Here is a 17,906-nt window from a genome sequence, read left to right as displayed (position 1 = left end):
GTATTTAGTGAAGATGAAAAGAGATTTGATGGCCTTAGTAAAATGCTTGATCTTATCAAAGAATATAGCCTAAACGATGAAGTATCGCAAGCTGCTACTAATATAAAAAGTAAATTTAATGAAAAAAATCCAGAGAATTTGATCACCGAATTTGATGACATTTTTCACACTCCGCCAAGTCCGCTTCGAAACTCGCTCTCTTTTTACGATGAGGGATATGAAGTGGGTCATGCTTGCGCTAATGTGCGTAAAATTTTAGCTAAGACAAACATCAGAAGAGATGAGAGTAAATTTAAAGAGAATGAAGATAACGTGGGCTTTGTCTTTACGCTTATGAACGAGTTTATCGGTAAATTTGACGAGTGCGAGGAAGAGCTTTTTAAAAATATTATAAATCCAAACATTGATGAGTTTATAGAGAATTTATATGAGCATAAAAATAGTGAAATTTACAAGGATGTGGCCGTTTTGCTAAACGAATTTATCGCGTTTGAGCGCGTGGCACTAAACTCACCAAAACCAGTCAAGATAGACCACAAAAAGAGCGATGGTCTTTCAAGATCTGAAAGCATAAGAAGAGAAAAAAACAGGATAAGAAAACTAAGAACGGAGGGTACATATGCAAAATAGACGCGAATTCCTAAAAAAAGTCGGTCTAGTTGGCGCTGTAGCAGCAAGCGGTACTGTAGCAGCAAATGCTGATGAAAATTTAAAATCAGGAAAGAGTAAAAAGACCGAAGTGCTTTACAAAAGAAGCAAAAACTGGGAACTTTACTACAAACAAGCAAAATAAAATTTGATAGAAATTTAAGAAAGGATGAAAATGTCTGAAGCTATATTAAACGCTACGCCAAACAACATCGGCCGTAGATCGTTTTTAAAAATGGCTGCATTAGCAGGTGCTAGTGGAGCGGCCGGCTTTGCAGCAAGCAATGTCACAAGAGAAGCAACAGCTCAAGAGATGGCAAACCCATTTCCAGACTCAAAAATAGTAAAAACTGTCTGCACAGTTTGCTCTGTAGGATGCGGAGTGTTAGCTGAGGTAGAAAATGGGGTTTGGGTGCGTCAAGAAGTAGCACAAGATCACCCAGTAAGTGCTGGTGGTCACTGCTGTAAAGGAGCGGACGTTATCGATATGGTGCGCTCACACTGCCGTGTAAAATATCCGATGAAAAAAGTTGGTGGCAAGTGGCAACGCATCTCTATGACGCAAGCACTTGACGAGATCGGTGCAAAACTAAAAGCTTACCGCGAGAAAAATCCAGAGCAAGTAATGTTTTTAGGATCAGCAAAAGACTGCAACGAGCAAAGCTATTATATAAGCAAATTCGTTGCGATGTTTGGGACGAACAACCTAGATCACCAAGCGCGTCTTTGACACAGCTCTACAGTCGCCGGTGTGGCGAATACTTGGGGTTATGGAGCTATGACAAATCACCTTGGAGATATCCAAAACGCAAAGTCTATTTTTATAATCGGATCAAACCCAGCGGTAAATCACCCAGTTGGTTTTAGACACTTTTTAAAAGCAAAAGAAAAGGGCGCTAAGCTAATAGTAATCGATCCAAGATATACAAGAACGGCGGCAAAGGCTGATTATTTCGCACAAATTCGTCCAGGAACGGATATACCTTTTGTATATGGCATGATGAATCTCATCTTCGAAAATGGCTGGGAGGATAAGAAATTTATTGATGACCGTGTTTATGGTATGGATCTGATTCGTGAAGAGGCTGCAAAATGGACACCTGAAGTCGTTGAAGATGTGACTGGAGTCCCAGCCGCAACTCTTAAAGAGATCACAGAAGTCTATGCCAAAAACCGCCCTGGCTCAGTCGTTTGGGCGATGGGTCTAACTCAGCACACAATAGGTAGCTCAAACACTCGTATAGCTCCGATCTTGCAACTAGTGCTTGGCAACATGGGCGTAAGTGGCGGCGGATGTAACATCCTAAGAGGCCACGATAACGTTCAAGGTGCAACTGATATGGCAAATTTACCAGATAACCTACCTGGTTATTACCCTAAAAATGAAGGAAGCTGGAAATATTTTGCAAAAATGTGGAAGGTTGATTTCGAGTGGTTGCAAAAGAATTTTATCAAGCCTGAGTGGATGTTTAAGCCAGGATTTTCACTTGCACGCTGGTGGGCTGGTACGCTAAATGGTAAAGATGGTAATGATGCGATCGATAATGCAGGAGATAGCCTAAAAGCTCTTGTAGTTATAGGAAATGGTATCACATCTACTGCACAACAAGCAAAGGTTCAAGAAGGTCTTGATGCACTTGAGTTACTTGTTTGTGTAGATCCGTTTGTAAATGACGCTGCCGTTATAACAAATAAAAAAGATAATGTATATATCATACCTGCTTCAACTCAGTATGAAACTAGCGGCACAGTCGTAGCTACAAACAGAAGCGGTCAATGGAGAAGCCAAGTATGCAAACCACTTTATGAGAGCATACCTGATCATGAATTGTTATTTGAACTAGCTAAACGCATAGGCTTCTATGACGAGCTAACTCGCACTATAAGGGATGCTGACGGCAAGATAGAGTGGCCAGAAGCTGCTACTCACGAGATAGCAAATATTATAAAAACTATCGGTATGACTGGCTGGACACCTGAGCGCTTGAAACGCCACCAAGAGAACTGGGATAAATTTGATGAAGTAACATCTCTTGGCAAGCCTGGCACTCCTGTTGAAGGCGAATACTACGGACTTCCATGGCCATGCTGGACAGAAAATCACCCAGGTAGCCCAATACTTTATGATACACATAAATCAGTTCGTGAAGGCGGAATGGGCTTTAGAAACCGCTTTGGTTTAGAGCACAACGGTGTTAGCCAGCTAGCAGCTGAAGGCGCAGCGCCAGTTGGTTCATCTATAAATGGCGGATATCCTGAGATCAAAAAAGACAATATCGAGAAAATTTTAGGCATCACACTAACTGATGATGAAAAAGCAAGGATCGGAGCTAGCTGGTCAACTGATGATAGTAATATCATAGCAACAAAATGTTTGGAGAAAAACATCGCTCCATATGGCAATGCACGTGCTAGAACTATCGTTTGGACATTTGCTGATCAGATCCCTCAACACAGAGAGCCGATCCACTCACCAAGACCAGATCTAGCCAAGAAGTATCCAAGCTTTAAAGATAAAGCAAAACAATACCGCGTTGATACTAAATTTGAAAGCTTGCAACAAAGTAAGGACTTCTCAAAAGAATTCCCTATCAACCTTATTACAGCTCGTCTCGTAAATTTCAGTGGTGCTGGTATGGAGACGCGTGCTAGTAAGTATCTATCACGCATTACGCCTGAGATGTTTGCCGATATCCACCCAGAGCTAGCAGCCAAACATGGCATTAAAAATTGGGATTTTGTTTGGGTTCATTCACCTGAGGGTACCAAGATCAAGGTTCGTGCAAGGATCGTGCCATCGGTCAAGCCTGATATGATCTTCTTGCCATTCCACTGGGCTGGATATATGCAAGGTGTTGATATGACTGGAAATTTCCCAGAAGGAACTTTGCCATTTGCGGTTGGTGAGAGTGCAAATACCGTAACAAACTACGGATATGACATAGTCACTCAAATTCCAGAAACAAAAGGCGGTCTTTGCCGCATAGAAAGGGCATAATATGAGCGCATTTAACGATAACAATAGACTTAAATTTTACTGCGACACAGATAGATGCATTGATTGCAACGGTTGCGCAGTAGCATGTGATGAAGCTCATGAGTTGCCTATCGGCGTTAGAAGACGCCGCGTCGTCACACTAAATGAAGGTATGCCTGGTAAAGAAATTTCAACATCAATCGCATGTATGCATTGCGAAGATGCACCTTGTTCGCTTGTTTGCCCAGTTGATTGTTTCTACATCAGAGCTGATGGCATCGTGCTTCATGATAAAGATATCTGCATAGGCTGTGGATACTGCTTGTATGCTTGCCCATTTGGCGCACCGCAATTCCCTAAGGATGGTGCTTTTGGTGCAAGAGGCGTAATGGATAAATGCACCATGTGCGCAGGTGGTCCGCTACCAACTAATAGCGAAGAAGAGCGCGAAGTATATGGACAAGATAGAATTTCTGAGGGCAAAGTGCCAGTTTGTGCTGCTATGTGCTCTACAAAGGCTTTGTTAGTTGGCGAGTCAGATGTGATCGAGAAAATCTACAATGACAGAGTTGCTGCAAGAGGTTATGGCGAAAAAGACCTAAAACAAACTACTGTTTGGAAGATCGCTTACTACGCTGGCGACAGACTAAAACTAAAAGCGTAAATTTATAGGTGCTTTTTGCACCTATAAATCATTTAAATTTACTAAAAATACATTTTGACTGAACTTTAAGCACTCTATCAGGAGTGTTTAAATATAATCCACTTTTCTAATACTTGGACAGATGGGTGAGCGGCTGAAACCACACCCCTGCTAAGGGTGCAGCTCTTAATCGGGGCTCGAGGGTTCAAATCCCTCTCTGTCCGCCACCAACACAATATTTTTCTTTTCAACTTCCCTAAATTTCGGCGTTTTAACTGCATTTATTAGCAGATATTTTTGTCCTAAATTTCAGACAAATCAGCTTTGTTACAGAAAATTTGCACTTTTGTTACAGAAAATAGACAGGCTCTATCATGAGTTCTAAGCTAATTACTAAGATAGCAAACAGACCAAATTTCTACTTTTTTGATACTGCTCTTAAAAATGGTAAAAAGCTAACTGTTAAATTTTGCCTTTTCACAAAAGATCCAGATGAGGCAGTAAGACTGGCAAATTCTATAAAAGCCGCAGCCAACGAAGCTCTTGCTAAAAAGATAACCACAACACATACGAATTCTAAAAGCCTAAGAACCTTGATAAACATTAAAAGACAAAATGAGCGGTGTATTAAACAAAATGGCATATTTTTAGATGTTAGCGAATATAAAGAGCTCTCACAAGAAGTGATAGCTAAATTTTATAATCTAGTAACTCCAGAAGAAAAGCTTGAAAAAGAGCTCAAAACATTATTGGACGCATCTTTAAGCCCAAAAGAAACTTCGCCGCTATCTTTTGAAACAGTAGCTAAAAGGTACGTGCAAACCGAGTGTTTAAAGCTAAAGTCCAGTGATAAAACCAAGGGCTATTACATTAAGACTGGCAAGCTCTTGGATGAGTTTTTTAAAGATCATCAAGGTAAAGAGTTTAGCTACAGCGATGCTGAAAACTTTCAAACAACTCTTGCAAACAAAAAACTCAACAAAAAGACCATCAACAACTATACATCTTACTCAAAAAGGCTCTTTGACTATGCCATAAAGATGGGCAAGCTCACGACCAATCCTTTTAAGATGCTTACATCTTTTAAAATTTCGGCTGACGAGAAGTCGCCAAAAGACAACTTTAGCCTAGATGAATTAAAAATAGTTTTTGACACAAAAAGGCTTGATCTACGAAACTATATGATGTTTGCTCTTCATACTGGGCTAAGGCTTAATGAAATTTGGCAACTTGATAGCAAAAGCGTAGGCGAAGAAGATGGCATAAAATTTATAAATGTTAAGACCGCTAAACAAAAAGGAGGCGTTAGCAAATATAGGCAAATTCCGCTACATAAGAATATTGAGCACTTGGCTGATTTAAAGTGGCTAGAGCAAATCAAGAAAGGAAAAGAGAGTAATGATTATTTTGGAAAGCGCCTAAATAGACATATCCACAAATCTATCCCAAGTGCAAATGTTAGTTTTCACAGACTACGTGGCAATTTCGCAAAAGCCATTAAAGACTATTGTTTGGAAAATTCTCTAGCAGATCTTACTTCTGTTCTTTTGGGTCATAGCACAGACCTAGCAACTGACACATATGCAAAAGGAGTGTCGCTAAAGGCTAAAAAAGAGGCATTAAAGGGGCTTGATGACTATTATTTACTAGTTTAAATACCTACTTTGAAAATATAATTAGTGGTAGAGGTTGTAACTATCTTGGCGTAAATTATAGAGATGGCGCTGGCTTTGAAAAAAATATGCAAAACGCATACTCTTACTTCAAAAAATCTTGTTATGACTACAACTATGCTAGGGGATGCACAAATTTAGGCGAAATATTATGCAAATATGGCAATTATACCAATGCAAAACAAGAGGCACAAGACGCGCTAAATAAAGCATACTATAAACTAGGCGACAAAAAAGCACTAGATATACTTAATCAATATTTTAGCTACTAAAAACTCATGGGAAGCTCTCCCATGAGTAAATTTACATCTTATAAAACCCCCTGCCAGAGATCTTCATCTTCGTCTTTTGACTCTTTTGCTTCTTGAACTAAAGCATTTAGTCTTTTAAGTAGCGCATCGAGTTTTTGATTTAGCACTGGCACTTCAGACTTCTTTTTTGTCACTATGTCTTGCTTTATGAGCAAAGAGCGCCTTTTAAATAGCTGTTCGTTATATACCAAAATTTCATTATCCCCAAGAGTTACATTAGTAAAACTACTACCGATGCCAAGCTCTTTTTGGTAGCTTAGCTCAGCCTTTAATAGGTCATTTTCATCTATAAATATAGGTGAAGCTTTATAAATTTTACCATCGTGGTAATACTCAAATTTTTTTAACTTGCTAAAGTCTTTATCCTCTCCGCTGGCGTATTGTCTGACCGAGTTTTTAAAGAAGTATTGATTGGTTAAATTTCCCACCAGCTCTTTATATCTTGAGTCGCTACCAAGGCTACTTTTTAGCACATCTTCATTTTGAAAGGCGAGTATTAGCTCGACCCTAGCCTCTCTTAGCACGTCAGCGTGCAGGTCCGTTGATGGATTTAGCACACGCTGCGCTTCATCTATAAAGATACTAACTGGCACCTTCTCTTCGTTTGCTATGCGTTGCGCCATATTTGAAAGGGTGGAATTTAGCATAAGCTCTACCGCACTATCTTTTAGCCCTTGAGAATTTACAACGACTATCTTTCCTTCATTTAGTAGCTTGCTTATGCTATTGCCATGATAGTTTAGCATCTCATCATCAGCTATGCTTTGCAAGGCAAAAAGCATAAATGTGTAGTTTGAAAAAAGTCTTGCTTTTTGTGACTCTTCATCATTTCTTACACCCTCATACTCCTTAAAAGCTTGTATGAAATTTTCAGATTTTTCATTAAACTCGCCTAATGCCCAAATTTTCTCATTTAAAGAGCTAGCCAAATGTCTTCTTTTACTTATACCTTTTGCAAATGCCGTGTCGCTTTTTACATGATCATCTACCAGTTTAACTAAGGCATAAAATTTTTTAAAGTCACCTAGCTGCTGGGTTGATTTGCATAAATTTGCAAAGCTTGGCTTTATATCTTTTGCTCTATTTTCTATATATGGGGTGCAAAAACCTTGCTCCGTAAGGTCACATATCGCCTTCATCGTTGAAAGGGACTTTGTAGCGATATTTGCCGCTAAATTTCCCCAAAATGGATCACGCTTTGTGCCAAATGTCTTTTGAAAGAAATTCATCAATAAACTCTCACTTGCATCATCCATTATATTTATTTTGTTTCCCCATGGGACATTTATCATTACGACATCTTTTAGCCTGCCATGCTTCTTGGCTAGAAATTTAACCTTTTTATGCTCAACTCCTTTGTAGTCAAAGACAAGCATCCCATGCCCTACTTTTATACGCTCATCCATCGCTGGTAGGATCGCTGAAGTGGTCTTGCCACAACCTGTTTGCCCTGTTATCATCGCATGCGTAAAGTTAATAGGTATGCTAAGAGCGTTTGAAGCAGCACAGAGGGCTGCACCTTTTGTATTATTAATTAGTGAAAAAACTGACATATTATTCTCCTTTATTAGTTGGTATTATTTCATTAGCTAGGCCATAAGCGATGGCTGATGATGCGTCTATATAGCAGTCTCTATCGGTGAGCTGTTCTATCTTTGCTATTTTTAGGTTACTATTAGCCCTTATCATCTCATTGATTTTTGATTTGATTTTTAAAATTTGATTTGCGATCAGCTCTATGTCGCTTGCCTGACCTGATGCACCGCCAAGAGGCTGATGAAGCATGAGGCTTGAGTTTGGCAACATATAGCGCTTATCTCCGTTTAAAAATATGAGTGCAGACATAGAGGCAGCTAGCCCCACGCAAAATGTATTTATTGGTGATTTTATGGTCTTCATAAAGTCGATTAGTCCAAAGCCATCATATATCGAGCCTCCAGGGCCACTTATGTATATGTTTATGTCACTTTGATCTACACTGTCAAGATACAAAAGTGTCTTTTGTGTAGTTAGGCAAATTTCTTGATCGATCTGCCCATATAAAAAGATATTTCTATCAGCTAGCAAGCTCATGTGAATGTCGTTGAAATTTAGCTTGTCAAACTCTGCCATCTTCTCTCCTTGTTTTTGGTTTTTGTGAGAGAAGTTTAAGATAGTAGATGAGTCTTTAAATTCCACCTATTGCTTCTAGAGCCGGTGGCTTGGTAGTTTATAAAAGCTCTAGATCGTCTATGTGATGTCCTAAAGCAGGAGATCTTTTTTCATCGATGAATAAATTTAAGCTTTTTCCAAGAATATCCTCGAAGTAAATTTTAGCTAGCTCTTTAGAGTTTTTGTATTTAAACGGAGCATGCACGGCAAGGTATAGTCCGTAGATATCATATATAAGCCACTGCCTTGCGTATCTATCTTTGTTTATTTCAAAATTTTTGTAAGAAAGATCATTTTTTAGATTATCTAGCTCCTTTTTAAATTTGCTTAATACAAAGATATTTTCATCTTTAAGGGATTTATATATAAGCTCAGGATCTAAAAGCGAGCTATCATCTAAAGATCTTAAGCTCTTTTTAGTAGTGGTAGTTTTTATTTTTATCACATTTTGCTTTATCTTCCAAATTTCATCATAAATTTGATCAAAGTTACCAAAAAATGCGGGTGAAAATATAACCAAAGCATCATCTTCTCTAAAACTTACATATCTATCTTTAAAAATTTCAAACTTAAAAATTTTAGATCCCATATTGCTAAAAACTAGTGCTTGATTGTCCTTATCTAGTCCCATCACAAAGCCTCTTTTTATGATCAAAACATTCATGGATTTTAAAAATCTCTGAACTTTTGCCTCTTCATAAACATAGCCTGAAAGATAAAATGTCAAGTCATCTGGCTGGCTACTTGGAAAGTCTTCGTATTCGCCCTTCCAAAAGTACTCCCCTGAGTTTAAACACATCATTATAAAAGCAGCGTCTTGCATATATGCAAATTTTTTATCATCAACCATTGACCTACTTTTTAGAGATTTTACATGCTTTTCTAGGTATTCATTTGGAGCTAGGATGTAACTATTTTTATCATTTATATGCTGTTTTTGGCTCGGTACTAAATTTTTATCTAGCTTTATAAGTGCATACTCTTCACATACTTTTTTTAGCTTTATATTTATTTGCCTTCTTTTGCTGTCTATTTTTTCATCAAAATTTTTGATGTAGCCACGAAGTCTTGGCACATTTACTATTAGATCTTCGTCTTTGCCACAAACCTTGCTAACTTCATCCATAAATTTTTTAGTCTGTCTGTCTCTTTTTTCGTCAACTATCTTTTTAAGTATAGATAGATCATTTTCTTTACTAAAATCATAAAATTTACTAACAAAAAGAGAGAGTGCATATGTATTTACAAGAGAGTTTAAAATAGGTGTTTGATCTATTTTAAGGTTTTTATCTGGTTGCTTTTTGTTTCTGCCATTAAAAATTTTATATTCAAGCTCAAATGGCATGTTTTCTCCTTGTAAATAAAATAAGCAAATTCTATCAATATTTCATTGTTTTAATATAAAAATCTGCGTAAAACTGATGAACTACTAAATTTAAATTTGTGCTATCAAGTGATCTATAAAGAGAGATAAAAATAAAACATATACTTATACAATTTAAGTATTCAGTAAGAATAATTCTTATATTATTTTTCGCTTAGTAAATAAATTTCAAACATGAAACTAGTTATGAAAGATCTTTTTAAAATAGTAGTTTTTGTCGCTTTATCATTAAATTTCTTGTATTCAAAAGCTACGATACTAGTAGATGGCTACACAAAAAAATTGCTTTTTATGAACTTAAAAGATGGTGGCACTATCTATGTAGATAACGAAAAAAGAGGAGTGACATCTTTAAAAGAGCCAGCATCCATTTTAGCCGAAAATGGCAATCATGAGATAAAAGTATGCTTTCCAGATGGAAAAAGCACAACACATAAAATATGTGGGGAGCAAAACGTCACCGTATCAAATAATGAACAAATCAATATAAAAATAAAAGCAGACAAACTTACCGAGATGTCGCCACTAGAAAAAAATGAAGCAAAATGTCAATATGGAGATTTAGGGGCTTGTATTGTTTTGGGGATGAACTATTATAGTGATAAAAATGCACAAAAAGACTATAAAAAGGCAGATGAGCTATATCAAAAAGCTTGTGATGGTGGAAATATGAGTGGCTGTGTTGATGTTGGTTTTGCTTATATGTATGGCAAGGGCATAGAAAAGGATATCAAAAAAGCGATAGATCTTTTTAAGAAAGCTTGCGAAAAAGGTGAAATGAGTGGTTGCGTCGTTTTAGCAGATGAATTTGAACATGGTAAAGGGATAAAAAAAGATCCTCTAGAGGCTATGCGCCTATATGAAAAAGCCTGCAATGGAGGCAATATGGCAGGTTGCGTTAAATTAGGGATCGCATATAAACATGGAACATGTGGTATAAAAAGCGTTTCAGAAGCAACAAAACTATTTGAAAAAGTTTGCGATAGCGGATATGAATGGGGATGCTACTATTTGAATCAGTTAAAATCTCAAAGATATAACTAGAGCCATATAAAAGGCTTTAGATAACGTAAAACTAACTAAAAGGGCGAGCAATCGCCCATCTTCTAACTATCTCCACATCATTTATATCCTCAAATTTGATCTTAGTTTTTACGATCATGAGGATTTTATCTTTGAAATTTACATCCGAGACTAGGCCGCTAGTTTTTATGTAAGTAAAGCCGTCGTGGTAGCTCACACGCACCTCATCAGCTATCTTTATATCACTTATATTTTTTAAAATTTCATCGATCTTGCTCTCGTCAAGCTCTAGTTTTTCGCATTTTTCTCGCTCTTTTTGTCGTAAGGCTCGCTCTAATGTTGAGAGAGGATTAAACGAGCTAAAAATTTTCGCCCTATCTTTACTCACCGCTCTTGTGCCCTCCGATCTTTTTGTTTCTATCCTGCCCAGTCGCTTCTGGCAGCAGGTCGATCGCGCGCAGGATTGAGTTTTTACCAAATTTCTCTTTTATCAAATTTAGCGACTTTAGCACCGCTTTTTCTTTGGCGTCATCTTCAAATAGACTAAATTCTGCCAAATTTTCTTTTACCACATCGTTTGCCGATATGCCTATTTGCCTGATTAACCCAGTATTTTTTATCTTATTTAAAAGCAGCTCCTCAGCCGCGCTCATCAGTACGCTTGAGATATTTGTTGGCGTTTTAAACCGCACGCTTGCACGTTGCTGCGGCTCAAGCTTATCGGCAAATCTCACATTTATCGTTAGCCCGCTCGCCCTTACATCTTTGTTTATCATCCTAAGTGCAAGCCTGTCAGCCATCTCTTTTAGCACGATCACCGCCTCGCAGCGCTCGTAGTCTCTGGGCAAAATTTCCGAGCTAAAGTAGGACTTCGTGCTTGGTTTATACGCCTTTATCTCGGCTATCGTCGTTGGTTCTATGCCGTTTGCGTGATCGATCGTGATGTAAGCATCGACGCCAAAAATTTTTTCAATCAGGCTTTTTGGCGCATTTGCGATATCTTTCATACAAAAGATGCCGCATTTTTCGAGCTTTAGCCTAGTTTGCTTACCGATACGCCAAAAGTCATCTAATGGCTGGTGCGTCCAGAGCTGCTTTTTGTAAAGCTCTTCGTCAAGATACGCGATGCCGTCATCTTGGTGCTTTGCTAGTATATCAAGCGCGATCTTTGCGAGGTATAAATTTGTCCCCATGCCACAAGTTGCCGTAACGCCAGTCGTTTTTAAGATCTCATCCATCATCATCTTTGCCATCTCTTTTGCGCCAAGAGCGTAAAATTTCAAGTAAGAAGTGAGGTCGATAAAGCACTCATCGATCGAATAGACGTAGATGTCATCTTTGGAGACATATTTTAGATAAATTTCATAGATCCTTGCGGCGTAGTCGATGTAAAACTGCATCCTAGGCGGCGCAGCGATAAATTTGATATCTCTTGGTATCTCAAAGAGCCTGCAGCGGTTTTTCACCCCTTTTGCACGAAGCGCAGGGCTAACAGCTAAGCAGATGCCACCACTGCCACGACTAGCGTCAGCTACGACAAGATTAGCCTTAAATGGATCAAGCCCGCGCTCTACGCACTCAACCGAGGCGTAAAAGGATTTTAGGTCGATAACGGCGTAAATTTTCTCTTGCAAATTTTGGTTTTTCATAAGGGGATTATAGATGAAATTTGGTAAAAGTTAGTTTGCAAAATTTTGTTTGAAATGGCTTAAAATTTTAATAAAAATCTTTTAGAAAAAGGCTAAATTTGAGTGCAAAGACACAGCATCAAAGATATCGCCTCCACTCACAGCTAAATAGCTCCGCGATCAGAAACTACGCCAAGATGCGTGCTAGAGAGCCGATGCTTATAAATGTAAATGAAGGCATAGCAACTAACTGGCGACATGGTGAGAATGTTTAGCGACATGGGTGAAATTTAGTTTGTGCGCTAGTCACCGACATTATCCCAGAGCACGTCATCGCCATCTGCGAAGGCGCATGGTACGACCCTGAAGTGCTAGAGGAGAATTCTAACTTGCGATAAAGCCACACTAGCACCACTCAAAGCAACTGCAGACGCAGGGTCTTAGGAAATTTAGAAAAATATAAAGGCGAGATCAAGCTGGTCGCTGCATTTTCTAAATTTAGCTCTCACTTTGGGGGGCTAAATTTGATTTGTTTTTAACTCGAAGCTTAGCTGAAATTTAGTAAATAAATTTAGCCGTAAATTTTCTTTATATTTTCAAGCTTTGTAGTTGCATTTAGCAGTAGCATGTCAGCAAGAACTAGCCTTATCATCGCGGTTGCGACGACACTGCCACGTATGCCTATGCAAGGATCATGCCTGCCTCTTAGCTCAAAATCCACCGCCTCGCCAGCTAAATTTAGCGTCTTTTGCTCTTTAAATATCGAAGGTGTTGGCTTAAAATGGCTCTTTAGCACGATCTGGGCCCCACTGCTTATGCCGCCAAGTATGCCACCAGCGTTGTTGCTTAAAAAGCCAAGCTCGTCCATCTCGTCGTTGTTTGCTGAGCCAAGCATAGAGCTTACATTTACGCCAGCGCCTATCTCTACGGCTTTTACGCCGTTTATACCCATTAAGGCCGCCGCTAGAGCGCTATCTAGCCTATCATAAAGTGGCTCGCCAAGACCAGCTGGCACGCCTTTAGCCACGCTTAAAACCACGGCTCCTACGCTATCGTGCTCGCTCCTAGCTTTATTTACCGCCTCTTTCATCGCTTCTTCGTTGCCAAGGGCGTAAATTTGCGAATTTTGTGCAAAAGCAAAATCAACCTTGTCACTAATGATCCTGCCGATGCCAAGCACGCCGCTTAAAACTTCTATCTTAAATTTATTTAAAAGTAGCTGCGCAAATGCTCCGCCAGCAACTCTTACCGCAGTCTCTCTAGCGCTCGCCCTTCCTCCACCTCTGTGATCTCTGATGCCATATTTTTTAAAATATGTAAGGTCAGCATGCCCAGGGCGGAAAATCTCACGTAAATTTTCATAGTCATTTGACTTTTGGTTGTTGTTAAAAATGGCAAAACCTATCGGTGCGCCAGTGCTCATGCCATCAAAAACGCCGCTAAAAATTTCTATCTTATCAGCCTCATCTCTTGCCGTTGTAAAGCTGCTTTGTCCCGGGCGACGCCTATCAAGCTCGCTTTGGATGAAGTCTGCATCGATATTTAGCCCAGCTGGCAGGCCGTCTATCACGCCACCTATCGCCACCCCATGGCTCTCGCCAAAGCTAGTTAAGGTTAGTTTTTTGCCAAATGTGTTCAAAATTTATCCTATTTTTTGATTTTTTCTAGTGCGATTTTTGCTGCGAGCTGCTGGGCTTGCTTTTTGGAGCTCCCAACAGCACGTGAAATTTCTTTGCCATTTAGCAGCAGGGCTATCTCAAATTCTTTCTTGTGATCAGGGCCAAATGAGCCTATGAGCTCGTAGCTTGGTATGACGCCAAGGGTTGCTTGAGTGACCTCTTGAAGGGCTGTTTTGTAGTCCTTTTCAAGGTGCGCAAAGTCGATCTGTGGATAGCAAAGCTCAAGCAGAGTGATCGAAATTTCTCGCACTTTATCAAGTCCAGCCTCTAGGTAGATAGCGCCCATCACAGCTTCAAATGCGTCGCTTAAAATGCTATCTTTCTCTCTACCGCCGTTGTTTTCCTCAGCTTGGCTAAGTCTTAAAAACTCGCCCATTTTTAGTCGTCTAGACATATTTGCAAAGCTTTTTTCATTGACAAGTGCAGCTCTTAGCTTGCTCATATCGCCCTCTGCGATCTTGCTAAATTTTTTAAAAAGATACTCAGCCACGAGCAGATCCATCACCGCATCACCCAAAAACTCGAGCCTCTCATTATTTAACGCCTGCTTGGTGCTCTTGTGCGTTAGAGCCTCTTCTAAAAGCTCAGATTTTTTAAATTTATAACCAAGATTACGTTCAAATTCTTCTAAATTTTTCATATTTTATTCTCATCTTTTATTTTTAATGCCTCGTCTCTTGCCATCTGGTCGCACTCCTCATTTTCAGGGTGTCCAGCATGCCCCTTAACCCAGCTAGCTACGACTTTATGCGGCTTTGAAATCTCTAAATACTCCTGCCAAAGCTCGACATTTTTTACATTTTTGAAATTTCTCTTTTGCCAATTTGCAAGCCACTCGTTTATGCTATTTACCACGTATGAGCTATCGGTAAAGAGCCTTACCTCGCAGGGCTCTTTTAGTGCTTTTAGCCCCATTATCGCAGCTTTTAGCTCCATTTGGTTATTTGTCGTATATGCCTCGCCGCCACTTGCTTTTTTCTGCGCTTCGTTATATCTCAAAATGTAAGCCCAGCCGCCAGCTCCAGGGTTTCCAAGGCACGAGCCATCACTAAAAAGTGTTACTATCTTCACTTGATTTTTCTGTGATGTGAGATAAAATTTTGACACTTCCTAACTCGTGACAGACCGGACAGCGGTAAAAGTGCATAGGAAATGAGTTTTTGCAGTTTTTGCAAACGTAGTTAAAGCTTAACCCAGCCGCGTCAAATTTAGCGTCCTTTAGCCTTTTTATGGCATTTAGCTCAAAGCCGTAAATTTCACATGGCTCGTCTATATCGCCCTTTGCGTAAAAGAGGGATTTGTATTTTGCATCGTCTAAATTTATAGGCGTTTTTAGGTTGTAAAGTAGGTCTAGCACATCTTCAAATTTGGCAAAATCTTTTAAATTTTCTAAATTTTCATTGTGTCTTATGAAAAGTGCCAAGATCATGCGCTTTAAAAGCTCAAAATTTTGGCTAAGGTGCGAGAGAATTTCCACCTTTTCGCTAAAGCTTAAATTTCTATCATCAAGCGTGCTAATCGCCTTTATATAGGCCTTTTGATCTTTCACATTTGTCCCAAGCTCTTCAAGAGAATTTAGTGCATAAAGGGCTTCTTTGTAGTTTTTAAGCTTCTCATCTATCATCGTTAAAAAGCGCAGTGCGAGGACGTTTCTAGGGCTTAGCTCGAGCGCTTTTTCAAAGATTTCGCTAGCTTTTTTTAAAAATCCAGCCTTAAAATATACCTCTCCAAGCTCGTTTAGGATAAATTCTTTTTCGTTTTTATCTTTTACCTTGCTAAGTGCGATTAGATAGACGCCGATCGATTTTTCAAAGTCGCCATTTTTAGCAAAGGTCTGACCTAGCATGCTAAGGCTTGGTATATCTACTTCTGGGCTTTTTAGCATCTGCTTGTGCTCGTCGCTTATGCCATCTTTGCTGTCAAATTTCTTTATAAATTTCTCGATGCGTTTTTTCTCATCTTTGCTAGAAAATATACCCCAAGCATAGCTTAAAGCTGCGATCATCAAGATGATACTAAATAGAATAATAAGGCTAAATATCGGATCTCTGTGTCCAATGAAAAAAATATCCACGCTAACACTTTGTAATAAAATTTTACTTTAATTATAACAAAGCAGTTGTATAATTTTGCTTATGATAGATCCAAAATCCATTGAAAAATTAAAAAACCAAATAGATATTGTTAGCATCATCGAACAGTATATCCCTGTTAAAAAGATGGGCTCAAGCTACAAGTGCGTATGTCCGTTTCACGACGACAAAAACCCGAGCATGAGCATAAATCAAAACAAGCAGATGTATCACTGTTTTGCCTGCAAGGCTGGCGGAGATGCGGTTAAATTTGTGATGGATTATGAAAAGCTTACCTACCCAGAGGCGATAGAAAAGATCGCTCAAATTTCAAATTTCAGCCTTGAATACACAAATGACAAGGTGCCAACGCAAAAAGAAAATAAGCACATTTTAGAAAAGGTAAATGCCTTTTATAGAAGTGAGTTTTACAAAAACGAAGCAGCCATTAGATATATCAAGTCGCGCGGTATAAATGACGCGATGATCGAGAAATTTGAGCTTGGTTGGGCTGGGGATAGTAAAAGCACCATTAGGCTTTTGCAAAATGAAAACATAGAGCCAAAAGAGGCGCTTGAAGTTGGTATCGTAAAGCAAAATGAAAAGGGAATTTATGCTAGTTTCATCGAGCGCATAACATTTCCTATCTACTCGCACACCACAAGGCTAGTTGGATTTGGTGGTAGGACGATCTCAGATCACCCTGCAAAATATGTAAATTCGCCCCAAAGTGCGGTATTTGATAAGTCAAAGCTACTTTACGGCTACCACCTAGCTAGGCAAAGTATCTTTGAAAAGAAGCAGATCATCATCACAGAGGGCTATCTTGATGTCATCATGCTTCACTATGCGGGCTTTACAAACGCTGTTGCTGTGCTTGGGACAGCACTTACTACAAGCCACTTGCCGCTTTTAAAAAGGGGCGAGATAAGCGTAGTGCTTTGCTTTGACGGCGATGGCGCTGGTATAAATGCAGCCATAAAATCCGCTCACCTGCTAAGCATAAATAAGATAGATACCAAAGTAGTCATCATAAGTAACGGCGCAGATCCTGCTGATATGGTCTTTGCAGGCAAGATAAAGGAGCTTAGTGAGCTCTTTGGCTCGGGCGAGGATGCGGTGAAATTTTATATAGAAAAGATCATACAAAAGTATGACATAACCCGCTCAATGCAAAGAGATAACTGCCTAAGCGAGATAAAAGCCTATATGGACGAGCTTGGAGAGGAGATAGCAAGCTCGTATGTAACAGAAGTAGCGGCAAGATTTAACCTAACTCCACAAAGCGTGGCAGATAGGTTTGGACTAAAGCAGAAGCCAAAAAATGAATATAAATTTAAAAAAGAGTTTAGAAAAAAAGATAAAGATGAATTTAGCAACTCTGTCATGGTAGATGAGGTGCCAGCTGTGATGAACAAAGACCCACTCGAGTTTGCACTTTTTAAAACTATGCTAAATAACCCAAACTACAGAGATGAGATACTCTCAAGGCTTGGGACTAGATACTTTATAAAACATCCTGAGTATCTAAACGCCATCCTTTATAGATACGACGTGAGCGATGAGGAGATGGTTAGAGAAATTTTAATGGACGAAAAGATCCATGAGATCACCGACCCAACCACTTTGCAAAAGGCTATTTTAAATGTGCAAATCGCATTTTACGAGAATGAACAGCAAATTTTAAAAGGCTCTGACAACCCAAATAAGATAGAAA

Annotated in this window: 17 protein-coding genes and 1 tRNA gene; 9 read left to right on the top strand and 9 right to left on the bottom strand. The window is 39.2% G+C overall.

Features of this window, described 5'->3' with window-relative positions; all coding sequences use genetic code 11:
* The 6 genes from CYP77_RS09265 to CYP77_RS09240 form a co-directional block, all read left to right on the top strand.
* Positions 1-630, top strand: a 630-nt coding sequence (locus tag CYP77_RS09265) for a TorD/DmsD family molecular chaperone (protein WP_103599753.1), incomplete at its 5' end; no start/stop codon positions are given.
* Entirely contained in the window at positions 620-793 is a 174-nt protein-coding gene (locus CYP77_RS09260; protein WP_103566868.1) for a twin-arginine translocation signal domain-containing protein, read from the top strand. The genes CYP77_RS09265 and CYP77_RS09260, both read left to right, overlap by 11 nt.
* A gap of 30 nt (positions 794-823) precedes the next feature.
* Positions 824-3,646 carry a formate dehydrogenase subunit alpha gene (locus CYP77_RS09255; protein WP_103599752.1) on the top strand — a complete coding sequence of 941 codons (2,823 nt, stop codon included), beginning with the start codon at positions 824-826 and terminating at the stop codon, positions 3,644-3,646.
* 1 nt (position 3,647) lies between these two features.
* Entirely contained in the window at positions 3,648-4,289 is a 642-nt protein-coding gene (gene fdh3B / locus CYP77_RS09250; RefSeq protein ID WP_021087450.1) for a formate dehydrogenase FDH3 subunit beta, read from the top strand.
* 115 nt (positions 4,290-4,404) lie between these two features.
* Positions 4,405-4,495: transfer RNA gene (locus CYP77_RS09245), tRNA-Ser, on the top strand.
* 147 nt (positions 4,496-4,642) lie between these two features.
* Complete coding sequence (locus tag CYP77_RS09240) at positions 4,643-5,923, top strand: tyrosine-type recombinase/integrase (protein WP_103566873.1); 1,281 nt, start codon at positions 4,643-4,645, stop codon at positions 5,921-5,923.
* A gap of 328 nt (positions 5,924-6,251) precedes the next feature.
* Here the strand turns inward: CYP77_RS09240 and CYP77_RS09230 are convergent, their stop codons facing one another.
* From CYP77_RS09230 to CYP77_RS09220, 3 genes are all read right to left on the bottom strand, one after another.
* A complete protein-coding gene (locus CYP77_RS09230) occupies positions 6,252-7,805 on the bottom strand; it encodes a TraM recognition domain-containing protein (RefSeq protein WP_103566879.1) in 1,554 nt (517 codons plus the stop codon).
* A gap of 1 nt (position 7,806) precedes the next feature.
* Positions 7,807-8,364 (bottom strand): ClpP family protease, encoded by a 558-nt coding sequence (locus CYP77_RS09225; RefSeq protein WP_035170203.1) that lies wholly within the window; start codon positions 8,362-8,364, stop codon positions 7,807-7,809.
* Between the two features lie 97 nt (positions 8,365-8,461).
* On the bottom strand, positions 8,462-9,748 hold the full coding sequence (locus tag CYP77_RS09220) for a hypothetical protein (RefSeq protein WP_103566881.1): 1,287 nt from the start codon (positions 9,746-9,748) through the stop codon (positions 8,462-8,464).
* A 213-nt stretch (positions 9,749-9,961) separates the two neighbouring features.
* On the opposite strand from CYP77_RS09220, the gene CYP77_RS09215 reads away from it, so the two are divergent.
* Positions 9,962-10,831 (top strand): tetratricopeptide repeat protein, encoded by an 870-nt coding sequence (locus CYP77_RS09215; protein ID WP_103566883.1) that lies wholly within the window; start codon positions 9,962-9,964, stop codon positions 10,829-10,831.
* Between the two features lie 31 nt (positions 10,832-10,862).
* On the opposite strand, the gene CYP77_RS09210 is transcribed toward CYP77_RS09215, so the two are convergent.
* Positions 10,863-11,198 (bottom strand): YolD-like family protein, encoded by a 336-nt coding sequence (locus CYP77_RS09210; protein WP_103566886.1) that lies wholly within the window; start codon positions 11,196-11,198, stop codon positions 10,863-10,865.
* Complete coding sequence (locus CYP77_RS09205) at positions 11,191-12,459, bottom strand: DNA repair protein (RefSeq protein ID WP_103566889.1); 1,269 nt, start codon at positions 12,457-12,459, stop codon at positions 11,191-11,193. Before CYP77_RS09205 ends, CYP77_RS09210 begins: the two co-directional genes overlap by 8 nt.
* A gap of 98 nt (positions 12,460-12,557) precedes the next feature.
* On the opposite strand from CYP77_RS09205, the gene CYP77_RS10255 reads away from it, so the two are divergent.
* Positions 12,558-12,713, top strand: coding sequence for a hypothetical protein (locus CYP77_RS10255; protein WP_258032370.1), 156 nt, complete (start codon positions 12,558-12,560; stop codon positions 12,711-12,713).
* 296 nt (positions 12,714-13,009) lie between these two features.
* Here CYP77_RS10255 and aroC read toward each other — a convergent pair whose 3' ends face one another.
* From aroC to CYP77_RS09180, 4 genes are read right to left on the bottom strand one after another with little or no spacing between them, the layout of a single operon-like run.
* On the bottom strand, positions 13,010-14,077 hold the full coding sequence (aroC, locus tag CYP77_RS09195; RefSeq protein ID WP_103566891.1) for a chorismate synthase: 1,068 nt from the start codon (positions 14,075-14,077) through the stop codon (positions 13,010-13,012).
* A gap of 8 nt (positions 14,078-14,085) precedes the next feature.
* Positions 14,086-14,757 (bottom strand): ribonuclease III, encoded by a 672-nt coding sequence (rnc, locus tag CYP77_RS09190; protein WP_103566893.1) that lies wholly within the window; start codon positions 14,755-14,757, stop codon positions 14,086-14,088.
* Complete coding sequence (rnhA, locus tag CYP77_RS09185; RefSeq protein ID WP_103566895.1) at positions 14,754-15,188, bottom strand: ribonuclease HI; 435 nt, start codon at positions 15,186-15,188, stop codon at positions 14,754-14,756. Before rnhA ends, rnc begins: the two co-directional genes overlap by 4 nt.
* Positions 15,166-16,191: a tetratricopeptide repeat protein gene (locus CYP77_RS09180; protein ID WP_103566897.1), complete on the bottom strand. Its 1,026-nt coding sequence runs from the start codon at positions 16,189-16,191 to the stop codon at positions 15,166-15,168. Before CYP77_RS09180 ends, rnhA begins: the two co-directional genes overlap by 23 nt.
* Before the next feature lie 61 nt (positions 16,192-16,252).
* Here CYP77_RS09180 and dnaG point away from each other — a divergent pair.
* A partial coding sequence (gene dnaG, locus CYP77_RS09175; protein WP_181001964.1) for a DNA primase occupies positions 16,253-17,906 on the top strand: 1,654 nt, incomplete at its 3' end.

This window comes from Campylobacter concisus, assembly GCF_002913865.1.
Taxonomy (GTDB): Bacteria; Campylobacterota; Campylobacteria; order Campylobacterales; family Campylobacteraceae; genus Campylobacter_A; species Campylobacter_A concisus_AM.
The sequence above is the reverse complement of the archived record's forward strand: the minus strand, read 5'-3'. Positions and strand labels throughout refer to the sequence as shown.